This window comes from Stutzerimonas stutzeri SDM-LAC (assembly GCF_000235745.1).
Taxonomy (GTDB): domain Bacteria; phylum Pseudomonadota; class Gammaproteobacteria; order Pseudomonadales; family Pseudomonadaceae; genus Stutzerimonas; species Stutzerimonas stutzeri_H.
The window spans coordinates 14,195-29,051 of sequence record NZ_AGSX01000108.1 but is presented as its reverse complement, the minus strand read 5'-3'; the positions used below and the strand labels follow the sequence as shown (position 1 = coordinate 29,051).

Genomic DNA, 14,857 nt, shown 5'->3' with positions numbered 1-14,857 from the left:
AGCGCCTCGTGTCTCACGTTGTGCTTGGCGGTTTCTAATTAGAACCGGTAGTTGGCGCTTAGCTCGAGTGTCCGTGGCGCGCCAGAGGTGATCAGGTCGACCGAGCCGTGCGCCGAGGCGTAGTAATCCTTGTCGAAAACGTTGAACAGGCGCAGCGCCGCGTCCCATTTCGGTTGTTGATAGAAGAGCGCCGCATCAACCGTGGTGTAGCCTGGCATCTCGGTTTCGTTATCCAGCGAGGTGTATCTGCTGCCGACGTAGTTCGCACCCATGCCGACGCGCCATTCAGGCGTCAATGAGCGTACGGCCCAGAGGTTGGCGCTGTGACGCGGGGTCAGCGTCGGCACCTGGCCTTCGTTGTCGACGCCGTTGGTCTTGCTGTTCGACTTGGTGATCTCGGCATCCAGGAAGGCATAGCCACCATAAAGCTGCCAGTTGTCCGAGACCTGACCCATGAAGGTGGTTTCGAACCCATCGGTGCGCTGCTCGCCAGCCAGCACCAGCTTGGCCGGATTGACCGGATCGGTCGTCTTGATCTGGGTGCGCTCCAGGCGGAACACCGCGGCGGTCAATGTGAGCCGATCTTGCAGCAGGTTCCACTTGGCGCCGAGCTCGTAGTTGATGGTTTCCTCCGGCTCCAGTTCGGCGTTGGCTGAGCTGACCTGAAACATTTCGCCAGAAGGCTGATAGGACTGGCTGACCGAAAGGTAGTAGGACTGCTTGTCATCCGGCTGCCAGACCAGGCCGGCGCGCGGGCTGAGTGTGTAGTCGGTGCGCTCCAGTTCCGCCTTGTCCTTGAGATCGTCCCGGTAGGCCTGGTCGAACTCGTCGTAACGCACGCCTAGCAACGCCTTCCAGTGTGGCGACAGTTCGATCAGGTCCTGGATGTAGAGACCTGTAGTTTCCTGGGTATTGAGCCCGTCACCGGTCTTCTGATTGGCGTGGGACGGCACCGGCAGCAGCGTATCGCCATAAACCGGCACCCGCGCTACATCGTTCTGGTTGTAGAACTGCTGGTCCTTTTCCTGCCGGCCAAACTCAATGCCGTACAGCAGTTGATGGTTCATACCGGCAAAGACCGCGTTCTGCTTGAGTTCGGTCTGGTTGAACCAGCCATCCTCCTTGCGCTGGACGTTGCCGCGCTTGAGCTTGACCAGCAAGGTGCCGTCCGGCGCGGTGACGAAGCGGTTGGCATCGGTGTGAGCCAGGGTGTTGTTGCGGTCCAGATCGTAGTGGTAGTAGCGGCTGGTATTGCTTAGCGTGAAGGCATCATTGATGCGGTAATCGATGCCGGCGGTCAGCGAGAAGACTTCGCTGCGGGTGTAATCCTGATCCGCGTCGGCAGAACCGAAACGCTTGTCGCGGTCGACATCGACGGGGCGGCCGTTGAGAGACGGAATACCAAAGTCGATCAGACGCTCATCGTACAAATACGACGCACCCAGATTGATTTCCAGATCATCGGAGAGGCGGAAGTAGGCAGACGGTGCGATGGCCTTGCGCTCGAGAAACCCGCCTTCCCGGAAGGTATCGCTGTCTTCCAGCGCCCCGGTCACGCGAAACGCTTTGTCTTTATGCTCCTGATCGGCCCAGCCGGCATCGAACTGGGTGCGGCGCTTTCCTTCGCTGTCGAAGCTGACGCCCACTTCCTGCTCTGGCGAGAAGGTCGGCTTCTTGGTCACGCTGTTGATCAGGCCGCCAGAAGAGCCACGACCGTAGAGCACCGCCGCTGGGCCCTTGATGACTTCAACGCGCTCGATGTTCGACATGTCCCGGTAGTACAGCGCGTCATCCCGGATGCCATCGATGTACTGGTCGCCAATCGCGCTGAAGCCGCGAATGGTGACCTGGTCACGCTGCCCGTCGCCGTTGCTCAAGCCGATACCCGGAACATTCTTAAGTGCGTCTTCCAGCGAATCGGCGCCTTGGTCCCGGAGCACGCTCTGCGGCACTACGTTGATCGACTGCGGCACGTCGCGCAGTGGCGCGTCTATCTTCAGCGCGGTCTTGCTCTCCACTGGCTTGTAACTTGCCTCCTCGCGGGTGCCGGTTACCGCGGTCGCAGGAAGCTCGAGCGGTGTAGCAGATTGGGCGTAAACGGCGGGCGCTGCCAGGGCGGTGAGCAGTGGGACCAGACGGGTTGCGGTTGATGCCACGATGTCATCTCCAGTAGAAAAAGGGAGACGGACAATATAGCTATGTAAACTTAATGTAAATGATAAGAGTTACTATTAGCGATTCGTATGAATGGACCGACTTTGCCTTCTTTAACCTTGATCAGCCGTCTGGCCTGTTGGTCTTCGAAGCCTACGTGTCGTATCGAACGTGGCGTTGCACTTGCTCCACCTGTCCCGTCTTGTTCAAGCTGAGCCGCATCAGGTCCTCGGCCAGTATGAGTTGCCCGCTGTAGTGCTGGCCTGCCTCTGCTCGAATATCTTCGATCGACTGACCTCGGTTCGGAGCGTTCTGGTAGCGGGCGCTGAAATGCGTCAGCGCCAGGTTCGGCACCTGAACCGATTCCGCGAACGCAGCGACCTGGGCGGCAGTGCTGTGACCGAAATCGGCTTTGCCCGCGTCAGCGACGGCTTGGGTGTAAGTCGCTTCGTGCACCAACAGTTGCGCATTCCGGCAGGCGTCGCGCAGCAGCTCGGGGCAATCGTTGTCGCCGCCGATGACAATGCGCTGCGGTGAACGGGTAAACAGCAGATAGTCCATGCTGCGCAGGATGCGGCCTTCATGTTCGACATCGTGGCCGCGCATCAGCTCGCCCCAGAGCGGGCCGCGGGGGATGCCATCGCGGTCGAGTTTGTCGATGTTCAAGCGTGGGTCGGGGCGGGTTTCGGTGAAGGTATAGGCCCAGCTTGGGACTCGGTGGGAAAGGGGCGTGGCTTCTACGCGCAGCAGCCGGTTGTGCCATTCCTTGAGGGATTCGGTGGGGTAGAAATTCAGTTCATAAGGCAGCCAGCTTTGACTCATCTCCAGCGTCGCGCGGACCCACCCTTCGATCACCGCCGGCGCGATGATATCCAGCGGCTCCCGACGACCTGCCATGGCGGCGCTGGCGAGCAGGCCGGGTAATCCGTAGCAGTGGTCGCCGTGCACGTGGGTAATGAAGATCGCTCGCAAGCCGTGCAGCGTCAGCGGCGTACGCAGCAGCTGGTGCTGGGTGGCTTCGCCGCAGTCGATCAGGTACCAGCCCTTGCCGCTGTCTTCGAGCAAACCCAGACCGCTGACGTTGCGCGCCCGGGTCGGAGCGCCGGAAGAGGTGCCGAGAAATAGCAGGTCCACGCGTTGGCTCCTTGGTTTTCGTGACGTCAGTATGGCAACTCCGATCGCCGCGGATAAGTCCACACGCGCCTGAGCCGCCCCTGTTTGCTCGCTTATGCTTTTCAGCTACTAAACAAGCACAAACTTATATTAAGAATCGCTAAACAATACCCTTATGCTGGCCGCCATCGTTACGGCCGGACCGGCCCACCTTGGGATTGAATGATGGAGTTTGGTGTTCTTGGCTTTGTGATTGCCGGCTTGCTGGTCGGTTTCGTCGTCGGCATGACGGGCGTCGGTGGCGGATCGTTGATGACGCCGATCCTGCTGTGGTTCGGTGTCAGCCCGGCAGCGGCTGTCGGAACCGATCTGCTCTATGCGGCGATCACCAAAGCGGGCGGTGTCTGGGTCCACCAGAAGAATCGCAACATCGACTGGCGCATCACGGGTTGGCTATCGTTGGGCAGCCTGCCGGCGGCTGCGCTGATGCTCTGGGTGCTGAAGGGACTGCATGGCGATCAGGACGCGCTCAACGCGGTCATCAAGCAATCGCTGGGCATCGTCCTGGTGTTCACCGCATTGGCGGTGCTGTTCAAGAAGCGTCTGCTGGCAGTCGCAGCTCGCCTCTCTGGACCAACGCCGCGCCTGTCACCTAATGGCTTGAATGCGCTGACCGTTGTAGTCGGCGTGATCCTCGGGGCGATGGTGACGCTGACCTCAATCGGTGCCGGCGCGCTGGGCACGGTCGCCTTGTTCTTCCTCTACCCTTTGCTCACTACCCGTCGCCTGGTAGGAACGGAAATCGCCCACGCCGTGCCGCTGACACTTGTCGCTGGCCTCGGCCACGCGGGCATGGGCAACATGGATTGGACCATTCTGGCCTATCTGCTGATGGGCTCGTTGCCCGGCATTTACTTGGGCAGCAACCTGTCCGGTCGTGTTCCGGATTCCGTGTTACGACCTTGCATGGCGGTGATGTTGGCGACCATCGGCTATAAGCTGATCTGACCGTAGCCTTTTCCGGAGGCGCGACGCACCACGCGTTCCTGGATGAACATCATCGCGGCTGGCATTGGCGAGAGGGAGATCGCCATGGAGGCTCGATCTACTGAATCACGTCGTCGTATTGGCTGGCCAGGGTGGAAGACGCGTGGCTCGGGGTGGAGTCAGGCGTCTTCGCATCGGTGGTGGCGCTTAAGCGATAGCTGCAGCTAGGCCTGCTCGCAGTTGACCATCCAGGAGACGCCGAAGCGGTCTACAAACATGCCGAAACGCTCGGCCCAGAAGGTTTTCTCCAGCGGCATCATGACCTGTCCACCTTCGGCCAGCCCGTTGAATACGCGTTCGCCCTCGGCAACGCTTTTTGGATGCAGGGATATCGAGCAGCCCTTGATCCCTTCGTACGGGCCGCCGCCACAGGTATCGCCGGGCATGGTGTCGGACGCCATCAGCTGGTAGTCGCCCAGGTTCAGGCAGACGTGCATGATCCGCTCCCGATGCTCGACAGGGAAATGCTCGGACTCGGGCGCCTGGGCGAAGGTCATCATCTCCAGCGTGCCGCCGAGCACCTTCTGGTAGAGCGTGAAGGCGTCGCGTGCTTGGCCGTCGAAGGTGAGGTAAGGGGTGATTTTCATCTGTGTTCTCCTGTTCGGGTTATGAGGTAATTCGTGCGCGCAAACGCTCTTCCTGCTCGCGTAACTCCGGAGTGAATTCGGCGCCGAAGTCTTCGGCTTCGAAAATCTGGCGAATCTCGATTTCCGAATCACCGATGGCGGATGCTGGGCAGCGTTTCACCCAGTCGATAGCTTCTTGCAGCGATCCGGTCTGGAATATCCAATAGCCGGCTATCAGCTCGCGGGTTTCGACGAAGGGGCCGTCCACCACCGATGTTTGCCCCTCGCTAAAGCGCACGCGGGCGCCACGAATGCTGGGGTGCAAGCCTTCACCGCCGAGCATGACGCCGGCGTTCACGAGTTCTTCGTTGTATTGGCCCATGGCCGCGAGCACATCCTCGCTGGGCATCACACCCGCTTCGGTGTCCCGGTTGGCCTTGATCATCACCATGAATCGCATCGTCTGACTCCTTCGCCGGATGGGAGAATCAGCCTAGACGGATTTACAAGAATTTCCGCCGGCTCCGATCATTGGTCGAGCGGGCGAGGCGAGAATCGACAATGGGGCGCGGCTTTTTATGGGTCGACGAGCTTTGCCGGAGGGCGTTTGGTCGATAGGTGCTGCAGTTGCGAGCCCGATACGCTCGATCGGCACGGCTTCGGAGAGCCGACTTCGGAACTCTGCGACGCTGGATTTGCGCAGGTTGCGTGCGCACTTTTTCTAGCGTGAAGCGCTGGGTGAGCAGCGCTCCCATACCCACACTCAGTCGCGTGACGGAATGTTCAGCCCCCTGGCCACAGCAGGCCGCGCGACGAACGCATCCAGCACCCGCTGGACGTTGACGAACCGTTCGAACTCCACCAGTTCGCGCGCTTCGTAGAAACCCACCAAATTGCGCACCCACGGGAACGTGGCGATATCGGCGATGCTGTAGCGCCCGCCCATGAGCCACTCGCGACCCTCCAGCCGCTTGTCCAGTACGCCGAGCAGGCGCTGGCTTTCGGCGACGTAGCGCTCAAGCGGGCGCTTGTCCTCGTAGTCCTTGCCGGCGAATTTATTGAAGAAGCCCAGTTGGCCGAACATCGGCCCGATACCGCCCATTTGGAACATCAGCCACTGGATCGTCTCGTAGCGGGCCGCGGCGTCCTCGGGCATGAACTGACCGGTCTTGTCCGCCAGGTACAGCAGAATCGCCCCGGACTCGAATAACGCCAGCGGCTCACCGTTCGGCCCGTTGGGATCGAGGATCGCCGGGATCTTGTTGTTCGGGTTCAGCGAGAGAAATTCTTCCGAGAGCTGGTCGTTGCTCTCGAAACTGACCAGATGCGCCTCGTAGGGCAGACCGGTTTCCTCCAACATGATCGAGGCCTTCACCCCGTTGGGCGTGGTCAGCGAGTACAGCTGCAGGCGATCCGGGTAGCTGGCGGGCCATTTCTGGGTGATGGGGAAGGTGGACAGATCGTGCATGGTGCTCTCTCCGCAATACAGGTATCGGAAGGTGAGGATAGCGGGTGCGGCGTGACGTGGTCATTTCGCTGGCCTCGCTTCGATACCTGTCACGCGCACGCCATAGCGCACCTGCGCAGGGATGCGCGGGAAAGCGCTGCTGGCTTACCGCACCTCGACTGCTCGGCGCAGCGCATCGCCGTCTCTGCACGAAAGGGTTCAAGCCTTCCAGGTGTAAGGGGGCTCAGACTCCTCGGCAGGCCGCACCACTCGTTCGCAGACCAGGCCGGTTTCGGTCGTCATCTGGCGAGCGGCCTCGGGATCGTCGGCGAACGGCAGCAGTGAGGCCTGCTCGGCGTCTTGACTGGACAGCTTTCCCAGGCTGAGCGCGGCGCAGACCAGCGCGATCATGGTGAGGACAATCAGCAGTGTCATGGGTTACCTCGCTGCGGCCAGACCGGAAATCGAAGCCTGCACGTTACGTGTGCCCGCACGCACTGTGCACCAGGTGTTGTACGCCATCAGCAGCATGCCGAAGGCGAAAAGGCCACCGCCTGCCAGGCGTACCAGATAGCCCGGATGACTGGCTTCCAATGCTTCGACGAAGGAGTAGGTGAGCGTGCCGTCTTCGTTGATCGCTCGCCACATCAGGCCCTGGGTAATGCCGTTGACCCACATCGAGGCGATGTAGAGCACGGTGCCAATGGTGCTCAGCCAGAAATGCGCGTTGATCAGGCCGACGCTGTGCATCTGCTCGCGGCCCCAGAGCTTGGGAATCATGTGGTACAGCGTGCCGATGCTGATCATTGCCACCCAGCCGAGGGCGCCGGCATGGACGTGGCCGATGGTCCAGTCGGTGTAGTGGGACAGCGCGTTGACGGTCTTGATCGCCATCATCGGGCCTTCGAAGGTCGACATGCCGTAAAACGCCAGGGAGACGACGAGGAAGCGCAGGATCGGGTCGGTGCGCAATTTATGCCAGGCGCCAGAAAGGGTCATCATGCCGTTGATCATGCCGCCCCAGCTTGGCGCAAGGAGGATGATCGACATCACCATACCCAGGCTCTGCGCCCACTCAGGCAGTGCCGTGTAGTGCAGATGATGCGGGCCGGCCCAGATGTACAGGCTGATGATTGCCCAGAAATGCACGATCGACAGGCGGTAGGAGTAGATCGGTCGTTCTGCCTGTTTGGGCACGAAGTAATACATCATCCCCAGAAAGCCCACCGAAAGGATGAAGCCGACCACACTGTGGCCGTACCACCACTGCACCATGGCGTCGGTGGCGCCCGAATAGATCGGGTAGGACTTCAACAGTGAGACGGGTACCAGCATGTGATTGACGATGTGCACCATCGCCGTAACGATGATGAACGCCCCGTAAAACCAGTTACCGACATAGATATGGCTGACCCTGCGCTTGGCAATGGTGCCGAAGAACAGCCATATGTAGGCAAGCCATACGAAAGTGACCAGCAATGCGATCGGCCACTCCATCTCCGCGTATTCCTTGGAGGTGGTGTAGCCCAGCGGGTAAGTGATCAGCATCGCCACAATCACCGCCTGCCAGCCCCAGAACACGAAGCTGGCCACCACGTCCGAGATCAGCCGTACCCGGCTGGTGCGCTGCACCACATACAGGGATGTGGCGAACAATGCGTTACCGCCGAAGGCGAAGATCACCAGATTGGTGTGCAACGGCCTGATGCGTCCGAAGCTTGTCCAGGGCAGATCGAAATTAAGCTGCGGCCAGACCAGCTGAGCGGCGATGAACACGCCCAGGCCCATGCCGAGAATGCCCCATGCCAGGGTCATGAGGGTAAACCGGCGAACAATGTCGTAGTTGTAGGTTTCGCCGGCCGAGCCGGCGGCAATCAGGTTGGACATGAATAATTCCAGTTGCACGCAAGGGGATATTCCGCTGTCCGCATGCACGTCCTCGCGAGCCACCTCTTTCGGGGGTTTGATTACGAGACTGCAAAGTTGCGGGAGGAGTGCATACAGTCTGATACTCGATGATTGTGTATGCAAAAGAATAATAATGTCGATTGAGTGCAATATTTTTTATTCAACAGCTTGCCGTAGCTGTAGCTCGCTTGGCTAAACCCCACGGCGCCGAAGCAACGCGCTGTCTTGCCAGCAATTGATTCGCTGCACTTATGGACGGAGGCCGGCGTATGCACGCGGGCGAACGCCCTGGCTCTGAACGCCGGCCCGGCAAGCGGATTGCGTTATTGGCTCCCATCGTCGTTCCCGCTATGGTTTAGAGCCCTGTCCGCCATGGAGCGACGCCGGTGTCTCTGATCACGCCCTACGATCCAAAAAACATCTTTGCCCAGATCATTCAGGGCGATGCGCCTTGCTACAAGCTCTACGAGGATGACGATGTGCTCGCCTTTCTCGATCTGTTCCCGCAGTCCTTCGGGCATACCTTGGTGATTCCCAAACGGTCGGCGGCCTGCAACATCCTCGATGTGGATACCGAGGCGTTGTGCAAGGTGATGGCGGTAGTGCAAACGCTCACTCAAGTGATCGTCGATGAGTTGCAGCCCGATGGCGTGCAGGTCGCGCAGTTCAACGGCGCGCCGGCAGGGCAGACGGTGTTTCACATCCACGTGCATATCGTGCCGCGTTACGCCGGCGAAGGCTTGGCGATTCATGCCGCGGACAAGGCCGAGCCGGCGGAACTGGAAAAGCTGCAGGCGCGGCTGGTGCAGCGGCTGGCACAGAAGATCGCTCAGCCGGACCTCTGATTCACGACCTGCGCTGAGGTCGCGGCTACGGGAATTGCAGCCGCGACCATCGCAGCAGCGAAGGGGCACCAAAGTACTATTCGTAGGGCCCCGTAGGCTTCGTACCCTGCAGGCATGATGCCTGCTTCGTGGTTCCTCACCCGCCTGTTCGCCCGCACCCATGGTGTGGCGCGTCGCTGCGTTCCGGCGGTTCTAATTGCCGTGCTGCCGCTTTTCGCGCTGGCGCAAGGTGCTACGCAACCCCTGCCAGTGCTGACCCTCAGCGTGTTGCAGTTCGGCACCTCGCACTGGGAACTCGACCATCTCAAGCGCCACCATCTCGACAAGACCAACGGCTTCGAATTGAAGGTGCGGTTGGTGGCCGATCTGCCCGCTTCGCGATTAGCGCTGAGCAGCGGCAGTGTCGACGGCGCGGTCAGCGATCTGCTCTGGGCGCAGGCGCGTCACGAGGCCGGGACGCCCTATCGCTACGTAGCGTTTTCTTCGCAGATCGGCGAAGTATTGGTTAAAGATGGCAGCGACATTCGCAGCTTGGCCGACTTACGTGGCAAGCGTATCGGTGTGGCGGGCGGGCCGGACGGGCTGGGCTGGCAACTGTTGCAACAGGTCGCGGCAGGGCAGGGCGTCGACCTGGCGCGCGAAGCGACGGTGCAGTACGCCGCGCCGCCGTTGCTGAGCCAGGCGCTGCGTCGCGGTCAGGTGGATGCGCTGTTGACCTACTGGCATTTTTCCGCACGCCTGCGCGGCGAAGGCGGCGTGCGCACGGCCTTCAGACTGGCCGAACTGGTCAGCACACTGGGTCTCGATTCCGATCTGCCAGTGCTCGGCTATCTCTTTGCCGACTCCTGGGCCAGCGAGCATGGCGACCTGCTGCGGCGCTTCGCCAGTGCCTTGCGCCAGACCAAGGATCAGCTGGCTGCCGACCCGGACCACTGGCAGGCAATCCGTCCGTTGATGCGCGCCGATGACGAGGCGGTATTCGCCGCGCTACGCGACAGTTTCGTCGAAGGCATCCCGCAACCCCTGGACGAGGCGCGCATAACCGCGCTGCACCGGCTGCTAGAGCTGACCGGTGCCGAACCGGGGAAGCTGATGCCGGCCGCGCTGTTCCAGAGCGAACCATGAAGGGCTCGCGCTGGACCTGCTGGATCGCGCTGCCGCTGGTGGTTGCGCTCTGGGCAGTTGTCGCGTTGATCGTCAGTACGCCGCTGCTGCCGTCTCCAGCGGACGTCCTGCAAACCTTCTGGCTGGCTACGCAGAACGGCGAGCTGCCCCATCACCTGCTGATCACTCTGCGTCGAGTGCTGATCAGTTTTGTCCTGGCGATGGCACTGGGTGCGCTGCTGGGCGTGTGGATGGGCCGCTCGCGGCTCGCCAACGCCGTGCTCGATCCGCTGCTGGTGCTGTTTCTCAATCTCCCAGCACTGGTCACCATCATCCTGCTCTACGTCTGGTTCGGCCTGGTGGAAGCGGCGGCGGTGCTGGCGGTGGTGATCAACAAGGTGCCGAATGTCGCTGTGACCGTGCGCGAAGGCGCGCGCAGCCTCGACCCCAAGCTGGAGCAGATGGCGCAGGTGTACGGTTTAAACCGCTGGCAGCGGGTGGCCAACGTCTGGCTACCGCAGTTATTTCCATACCTGATGGCAGCGACCCGGGGCGGCCTGGCGCTGATCTGGAAGATCGTTCTGGTCGTCGAGCTGCTCGGTCGTTCCGACGGCGTTGGCTTCCAGTTGCACATGGCCTTTCAGGTGTTCGATGTAGCGAGCATCTTGGCCTACAGCCTGGCCTTCATCGCGGTGGTGCAACTGATCGAACTGGTTGCGCTGCAACCGCTGGAACGGCGCGCGTCTTCCTGGCGCGAGGCGGGGGTAGCGCATGCTTGAGCTGCGGATCGATGGTGCGGCGGCAGGCCATTCGGTGCTTGGTGCGATCGACGTGCAGGTGCGGGCGGGTGATCGCATCTGCCTGTTGGGACCGTCCGGCGTTGGCAAGACCACGCTGCTCAATGCCATCGCCGGGCTCGATCCGCGTCTCAGCACTATGGCTCGGCCGCGTGCCGGTGTGCGTGTCGGCTACCTGTTTCAGGAGCACCGCCTGTTGCCCTGGCGCACGGTGCGGCAGAACCTGGCGCTGGTCGGCGCATCTTCTGGCGATATCGATCGTTTGCTGAACGAGGTGGGGCTGTGTGATGCCGGCGATTGTCTGCCGGATCAGCTGTCGCTGGGCATGGCCCGTCGTGCGGCGCTGGCGCGGAGCCTGGCGATCAAGCCCGACCTGCTGTTGCTCGATGAACCCTTCGCGTCGCTGGACCCGGATCGTGCCGCCGAACTGCGCCGCCTCATCCTCCGGCTACTGGATGCGCAGCCGCAGATGGCAATGATCTGCGTGACCCACGATGCCCGTGATGCCGACCAGCTGGCCAACCGCCTGTGGTACATGAGTGGCCGGCCCGCCACCTTGCGCTGGGATCGGCCCCTGGCCGGTGGCGCCAGTGCGAGCGGTATCAGTGAAGAGCTGCGTCTGCTCGGCGCCTAGCAAACCGCGCGTTCGTTACGCTCACAGCGAGCGATGCTGGGGTTCCGTAAAGCGATGGGTTGCATCCATCCTACGAACTCGCCGTCCAATGGGTCGCTGCGTTCATCACGCTCACACTGAATGATGCTGCGGTTCTGCCTCGTCGATTCTTACCCAACGGCCAGCTGGGTCAGCGCGTGCAGCACCAACCCGACCAGGCCACCGACCAGGGTGCCGTTGATGCGGATGTATTGCAGATCCTTGCCGACGCTCTGTTCCATCTGCTCGACCAGCTCGCGGCTCTCCCAGTTTTCCACGCGTTGGGCGATGTACTTGCCGATCTGTCCGCGATAGCGCTCGAGCATCGCGGGTGCGGCGGCCATCAGTTGCTCGTTGATCCAGGTGCGCATGGCGGTATCGGCGGCCAGCGAGTCGCCCAGACCCTGGGTCAGGCGCACGATCCGTTTGCCGATGCGCGAGTCCGGGCTGTCCAGGTCGGCCTGCAGCCAGTCGGTCAGCTCGTGCCAGAGCGTCTGGAGATAAGCGGTGGTAGCCGGATGCTCCAGCAACTGTGCAACGATGCGCTCGACTTCCAATCGATAGGCCGGGTCATGCTTGAGCCGCTCGATATATTCGCCGACATGCTCGTCGAAGCGCTCCCGCAGCGGGTGTTCTGGGTCGCCCGCGATTTCGGCGATCACTGCCGATACGCCGTCGACGAACTTGTTCGCCGACCAGCCGCCGACCGCCTTGCCCAGGCCCAGATAGCGCAGGGTGCGCACCTCGGCGGTGATGGCATCGGCCACCAGCGCGCGGGTGTCGTCGTCTTGCAGCAGCGCATCGACCTTGATCAGTGCCTCATCGAGCATCGCCTGATGTTTGCCCTGGCGGGTGAGCATTTCCAGCACCTGCCCGCAGACCGGCGCGAGGTCGACCTTGCGCGCGCGGTTGATCAGCTTGGCCTGGACGAAGGCCTGCACACGCTCGTCATGCAGGGATTCGACGCCGAAGCGCGCCATGCCGGTGAGCTGGCGGCCGACCGCTTGGGCATTGTCTGGATGGCGCAGCCAGTTGGCCAGGCGTCCGCCGATATCCAGCGCTTCCAGTTTTGCCAGCACCAGGGGTGTGGACAGAAAATGCGTGGTGATGAATGTGGACAGGTTCTGCCCGATGCGCGCCTTGCTGCGCGGGATGATCGCCGTGTGCGGAATCGGCAGGCCGAGCGGGTGGCGGAACAGCGCGGTGACGGCGAACCAGTCGGCAATGGCGCCGACCATGGCCGCTTCGGCGAATGAGGCAAGGTAACCCCAGACCGGATGGCGCGGCTCCAGGGCGGCCGCGATGACGTAAAGCAGGGCGGCAACCAGCAGCAGGAGGCCGGCAACCAGCTTCATGCGCGAAACCGGGGATTGCCAGTGACGTTGCAGAGGGCTCATGCGATTCCTCTTGGTGGCGGCGGAGGATGAAGCGAAGGCGGAATTGGCCGGATGACCGACGGGTCTGCCTATACAGCACAGACCCGGTTGAGCGGGAGAGGGTTCGAGTGGCCCGTTTGATGCGTTTGATCCAGCGCGGTTTGCGCCGCTTATTCTTCGTCGTCTTCCTCACGCAGCAGGACGTAGGTGCCGTCGTCCAGGCGCTCGCAGACATAGAACATCGAGATGGTGCCGTCCTGCTCGGTCACGGCCGCGTAGTCGTCCGCATCGACAGTGAAATAGCCCTTGGAGTCAGAGCCGTGTTCACTGGCAAAAACGGCAGTGAAGAAGGCGTCTTCGGGCATGCCGTCGAAGTAATCGGTGCGCGCCTTGGCATCCCACTCCTGCGGCGGTTCGAACTGTCCGGTGATGATTACCCGGGCGTCGCCCATGTCACGCTCTTCACCTTCCGGGTCCGTTTCGTGAGCGCGGTAGATGGTGCAGCTCAGTGCATCCGGGCTGGCCAGGATGCTGTCGCGTGAAGGGGTTTGGGTGGCAGGCATGGCAGGCAGCTCCGGTCAAAGGTTGGATTGTCGGCAGTGTGGTGGAGTACTGGGGTCGCTGCAATCGCAAGTTGGAAAGGGTGACGGATTCTTTTTGCTTGCCGATGAGTGATCGGACCACCGGTGCCCAGCCAGGCGAACGCTGCCGGCTGCCTGTTGCTCCAATTGGGTAGACCCTTCGAAACGTGCAACGAGGTAGCCATGAGCCAGAGCGACCAGACCCAGCGTGAGAAGAACGAGCCGGCCGAGGATCTGCCCGACATCACCATGACCGACGCTGGCGAGAAGGAAGCAGGCGAAGACCCTGATTTCGACGATAGCGAAATCGAAGGCGACGACGATCGCGGCTAGCCCGTTAACGCTCGTCTGTCGTGCCCGCTGCAGGCGAGTCGGTAGATCAAACGGCACAATCCGATTACCGGCTACGCCAAGAAAGCGGGCAGAGCGCAATTCATAGAAGGAGCACAGCATGGACAAATACCACGTGAACCCGACCCCGATGGGCTGGGAACTCACCGATCAGCAGTCTCAGGAAACGGTACTGCGAACCCTGACCAAAGACGAAATGTTCACCGGCCTGGACAGCTTGATGGGCGGCAAGACCGCATCGGTCGAGGTCTACGATCGCCACGGAACACTGGAAGAAGAGCGGCCCTATCCCGGCAGCAGTCATCCGGTGTCGACCCGCTAAGCCACAACTTTCCGCACGGTGAGCGAATAAAGCTGTCGTACCATCACCGCTTCGCTTACCAGCTCGGAGAGTCCTCTATGCGCTTGATCCTCGCCCTGATCCCTGTGCTGGCTTTAGCCGGTTGCTCGTCCTGGCAGGCTGATCCAGAGGACATCACGCCCGTCCCCGAGGAGCGTTTGCGCGGCTATCAAACGCCTGTTGCCAATGGCGGGGAGCTGGTGGTGACGCGCGACTTCGGTATTCGCGGCGGTGGGTGCTACGTGGCGGTAATGGTTGATCGCAAGATCGCCGCACGCATTCATGTCGGTGAGCAGGTGCGCTTGCAGGTGCCTGCGGGGATGCGCATTGTCAGCATCGAATCGGACCCAGAAGACGACACGCTTTGCGGCAAGGGCAATCTGCTGCGCGAAAAGGCCGCGCGGGTTGAGCGCGGCGAGACGCTGCAATTTCGCATCAGCAGCGATAACCGCATCGGCTTCGATATCCAGCAGGTCGAGATCCAGTAAGGCTGCTCGCCGCGCTTAAACTTCAGGGCCATTCGTCTTGATCCCGGCTGTATGGACGACGGAACAGGTTGAGGCCCGCTGTGGCTGA

17 protein-coding genes are annotated in these 14,857 nt (G+C 61.5%); 8 read left to right on the top strand and 9 right to left on the bottom strand.

What is annotated here, in order from left to right; all coding sequences use genetic code 11:
- Positions 1–38: 38 nt before the first annotated feature.
- A complete protein-coding gene (locus PSTU_RS0111265) occupies positions 39–2,135 on the bottom strand; it encodes a TonB-dependent receptor (RefSeq protein ID WP_413771559.1) in 2,097 nt (698 codons plus the stop codon).
- 172 nt (positions 2,136–2,307) lie between these two features.
- Complete coding sequence (locus PSTU_RS0111260; protein ID WP_019341128.1) at positions 2,308–3,288, bottom strand: ribonuclease Z; 981 nt, start codon at positions 3,286–3,288, stop codon at positions 2,308–2,310.
- 204 nt (positions 3,289–3,492) lie between these two features.
- Here PSTU_RS0111260 and PSTU_RS0111255 point away from each other — a divergent pair, with 204 nt between their 5' ends.
- The gene (locus PSTU_RS0111255; RefSeq protein ID WP_019341127.1) at positions 3,493–4,275 is read left to right on the top strand and encodes a sulfite exporter TauE/SafE family protein; all 783 of its coding nucleotides are present in this window, start codon (positions 3,493–3,495) and stop codon (positions 4,273–4,275) included.
- A 203-nt stretch (positions 4,276–4,478) separates the two neighbouring features.
- Here PSTU_RS0111255 and PSTU_RS0111250 read toward each other — a convergent pair whose 3' ends face one another.
- The 5 genes from PSTU_RS0111250 to ccoN all read right to left on the bottom strand — a co-directional run bounded on the left by PSTU_RS0111250 (position 4,479) and on the right by ccoN (position 8,214).
- Positions 4,479–4,901, bottom strand: a complete 423-nt coding sequence (locus tag PSTU_RS0111250; RefSeq protein ID WP_019341126.1) for a VOC family protein — start codon at positions 4,899–4,901, stop codon at positions 4,479–4,481.
- A 19-nt stretch (positions 4,902–4,920) separates the two neighbouring features.
- A complete protein-coding gene (locus tag PSTU_RS0111245; protein WP_019341125.1) occupies positions 4,921–5,340 on the bottom strand; it encodes a YciI family protein in 420 nt (139 codons plus the stop codon).
- Between the two features lie 303 nt (positions 5,341–5,643).
- Positions 5,644–6,348 carry a glutathione S-transferase N-terminal domain-containing protein gene (locus tag PSTU_RS0111240; protein WP_019341124.1) on the bottom strand — a complete coding sequence of 235 codons (705 nt, stop codon included), beginning with the start codon at positions 6,346–6,348 and terminating at the stop codon, positions 5,644–5,646.
- Positions 6,349–6,546: 198 nt separating this feature from the next.
- Positions 6,547–6,762, bottom strand: coding sequence for a hypothetical protein (locus PSTU_RS0111235; RefSeq protein ID WP_019341123.1), 216 nt, complete (start codon positions 6,760–6,762; stop codon positions 6,547–6,549).
- A 3-nt stretch (positions 6,763–6,765) separates the two neighbouring features.
- Positions 6,766–8,214 (bottom strand): cytochrome-c oxidase, cbb3-type subunit I, encoded by a 1,449-nt coding sequence (gene ccoN / locus PSTU_RS0111230; protein WP_019341122.1) that lies wholly within the window; start codon positions 8,212–8,214, stop codon positions 6,766–6,768.
- A gap of 407 nt (positions 8,215–8,621) precedes the next feature.
- On the opposite strand from ccoN, the gene PSTU_RS0111225 reads away from it, so the two are divergent.
- The 4 genes from PSTU_RS0111225 (at position 8,622) to PSTU_RS0111210 (ending at position 11,615) form a co-directional block, all read left to right on the top strand.
- Positions 8,622–9,080: an HIT family protein gene (locus PSTU_RS0111225; protein WP_019341121.1), complete on the top strand. Its 459-nt coding sequence runs from the start codon at positions 8,622–8,624 to the stop codon at positions 9,078–9,080.
- A 114-nt stretch (positions 9,081–9,194) separates the two neighbouring features.
- The gene (locus PSTU_RS0111220; protein ID WP_100206781.1) at positions 9,195–10,205 is read left to right on the top strand and encodes an ABC transporter substrate-binding protein; all 1,011 of its coding nucleotides are present in this window, start codon (positions 9,195–9,197) and stop codon (positions 10,203–10,205) included.
- The gene (locus PSTU_RS0111215) at positions 10,202–10,963 is read left to right on the top strand and encodes an ABC transporter permease (protein WP_019341119.1); all 762 of its coding nucleotides are present in this window, start codon (positions 10,202–10,204) and stop codon (positions 10,961–10,963) included. The genes PSTU_RS0111220 and PSTU_RS0111215 overlap by 4 nt, the downstream gene beginning before the upstream one ends.
- Complete coding sequence (locus PSTU_RS0111210) at positions 10,956–11,615, top strand: ATP-binding cassette domain-containing protein (protein WP_019341118.1); 660 nt, start codon at positions 10,956–10,958, stop codon at positions 11,613–11,615. The genes PSTU_RS0111215 and PSTU_RS0111210 overlap by 8 nt, the downstream gene beginning before the upstream one ends.
- Positions 11,616–11,764: 149 nt before the next feature.
- Here the strand turns inward: PSTU_RS0111210 and PSTU_RS0111205 are convergent, their stop codons facing one another.
- Positions 11,765–13,030, bottom strand: a complete 1,266-nt coding sequence (locus PSTU_RS0111205) for a DUF445 domain-containing protein (protein WP_019341117.1) — start codon at positions 13,028–13,030, stop codon at positions 11,765–11,767.
- A 149-nt stretch (positions 13,031–13,179) separates the two neighbouring features.
- Positions 13,180–13,572, bottom strand: coding sequence for a hypothetical protein (locus tag PSTU_RS0111200; protein ID WP_019341116.1), 393 nt, complete (start codon positions 13,570–13,572; stop codon positions 13,180–13,182).
- 201 nt (positions 13,573–13,773) lie between these two features.
- Here PSTU_RS0111200 and PSTU_RS21770 point away from each other — a divergent pair, with 201 nt between their 5' ends.
- The 3 genes from PSTU_RS21770 to PSTU_RS0111185 all read left to right on the top strand — a co-directional run bounded on the left by PSTU_RS21770 (position 13,774) and on the right by PSTU_RS0111185 (position 14,769).
- Positions 13,774–13,923: a hypothetical protein gene (locus PSTU_RS21770; protein WP_019341115.1), complete on the top strand. Its 150-nt coding sequence runs from the start codon at positions 13,774–13,776 to the stop codon at positions 13,921–13,923.
- A gap of 118 nt (positions 13,924–14,041) precedes the next feature.
- Positions 14,042–14,263 carry a hypothetical protein gene (locus PSTU_RS0111190; RefSeq protein WP_019341114.1) on the top strand — a complete coding sequence of 74 codons (222 nt, stop codon included), beginning with the start codon at positions 14,042–14,044 and terminating at the stop codon, positions 14,261–14,263.
- Between the two features lie 77 nt (positions 14,264–14,340).
- Complete coding sequence (locus tag PSTU_RS0111185) at positions 14,341–14,769, top strand: 3-isopropylmalate dehydratase large subunit (RefSeq protein WP_019341113.1); 429 nt, start codon at positions 14,341–14,343, stop codon at positions 14,767–14,769.
- Positions 14,770–14,857 lie beyond the last annotated feature (88 nt).

Excerpts from the sequence above, each read along its gene's own strand:
- PSTU_RS21770 (WP_019341115.1), top strand. The coding sequence starts at position 13,774 with ATGAGCCAGAGCGACCAGACCCAGCGTGAGAAGAACGAGCCGGCCGAG.
- PSTU_RS0111200 (WP_019341116.1), bottom strand. The coding sequence starts at position 13,572 with ATGCCTGCCACCCAAACCCCTTCACGCGACAGCATCCTGGCCAGCCCG.
- PSTU_RS0111210 (WP_019341118.1), top strand. The coding sequence starts at position 10,956 with ATGCTTGAGCTGCGGATCGATGGTGCGGCGGCAGGCCATTCGGTGCTT.
- PSTU_RS0111235 (WP_019341123.1), bottom strand. The coding sequence starts at position 6,762 with ATGACACTGCTGATTGTCCTCACCATGATCGCGCTGGTCTGCGCCGCG.
- PSTU_RS0111215 (WP_019341119.1), top strand. The coding sequence starts at position 10,202 with ATGAAGGGCTCGCGCTGGACCTGCTGGATCGCGCTGCCGCTGGTGGTT.
- PSTU_RS0111240 (WP_019341124.1), bottom strand. The coding sequence starts at position 6,348 with ATGCACGATCTGTCCACCTTCCCCATCACCCAGAAATGGCCCGCCAGC.
- PSTU_RS0111245 (WP_019341125.1), bottom strand. The coding sequence starts at position 5,340 with ATGCGATTCATGGTGATGATCAAGGCCAACCGGGACACCGAAGCGGGT.
- PSTU_RS0111255 (WP_019341127.1), top strand. The coding sequence starts at position 3,493 with ATGGAGTTTGGTGTTCTTGGCTTTGTGATTGCCGGCTTGCTGGTCGGT.
- PSTU_RS0111250 (WP_019341126.1), bottom strand. The coding sequence starts at position 4,901 with ATGAAAATCACCCCTTACCTCACCTTCGACGGCCAAGCACGCGACGCC.
- ccoN (WP_019341122.1), bottom strand. The coding sequence starts at position 8,214 with ATGTCCAACCTGATTGCCGCCGGCTCGGCCGGCGAAACCTACAACTAC.
- PSTU_RS0111205 (WP_019341117.1), bottom strand. The coding sequence starts at position 13,030 with ATGAGCCCTCTGCAACGTCACTGGCAATCCCCGGTTTCGCGCATGAAG.
- PSTU_RS0111185 (WP_019341113.1), top strand. The coding sequence starts at position 14,341 with ATGCGCTTGATCCTCGCCCTGATCCCTGTGCTGGCTTTAGCCGGTTGC.
- PSTU_RS0111220 (WP_100206781.1), top strand. The coding sequence starts at position 9,195 with ATGATGCCTGCTTCGTGGTTCCTCACCCGCCTGTTCGCCCGCACCCAT.
- PSTU_RS0111190 (WP_019341114.1), top strand. The coding sequence starts at position 14,042 with ATGGACAAATACCACGTGAACCCGACCCCGATGGGCTGGGAACTCACC.